The organism is Butyrivibrio sp. DSM 10294 (assembly GCF_028539135.1).
Taxonomy (GTDB): Bacteria; Bacillota; Clostridia; order Lachnospirales; family Lachnospiraceae; genus Butyrivibrio.
Genome location: NZ_JANSWL010000025.1, coordinates 1 through 609 on the forward strand (window position 1 = coordinate 1; position 609 = coordinate 609).

Annotated in this window: 1 protein-coding gene; it reads right to left on the bottom strand. The window is 40.9% G+C overall.

The window, feature by feature from the left end; genetic code table 11:
- Positions 1 to 99 precede the first annotated feature (99 nt).
- The coding region (locus NXH67_RS00235; RefSeq protein ID WP_272795944.1) for an IS1634 family transposase at positions 100 to 609 on the bottom strand (510 nt) is incomplete at its 5' end.

A 609-nucleotide genomic window follows, 5' to 3' on the forward strand; every position in this document is an offset into this window, starting at 1 on the left:
ATCCCATCTTTGACAGTTGTTGGATATAAAAAGTCTCACAACCCTTGTATATATGGCATTGTGAGACTTTTTCTCTTCGTTTTGAAGTATAGTATTTTTTTACTTCCCTTTACTTTTCTTTTGGATTGTTTTCATCTGGCTTTTGGTTATGAACTCATAGTCGGTACGGAAGCCGCATGCTTCATGCAACTTATCGGTAAGTTTTGTCCTACGATAGGTAGGCATGAATCCCTGTTCTTTAATGTCTGCAAAATTCATCCCCCTAAGTGTGCTCAAGATCTCGTCGCAAGTATAACTGTCATCGATACGCTTCTCTAAGTATCTGTAGACGATAAGAGCAAGGAAACAGGTAAGGAAATGAGCTTTGATCCTGACGTTATTCTGGAGGAATACCGGCCTGGCTTCAAAGTCAGTCTTCATGATTCTGAAGCATTCTTCTATTTCCCAACGACCTTCGCTTACACTTAAGATGTCTCCAACAGGATCGTCAAGAAGGTCTGTTGATACTGCATAGAGACCATCATAAAGCGCTTCCTGTTCAACCTTATCTGTATCGAGATAGTTGTGAATGCTTGCAGCTTCGCCACTGTCAGTAACTGCAATCTTTCC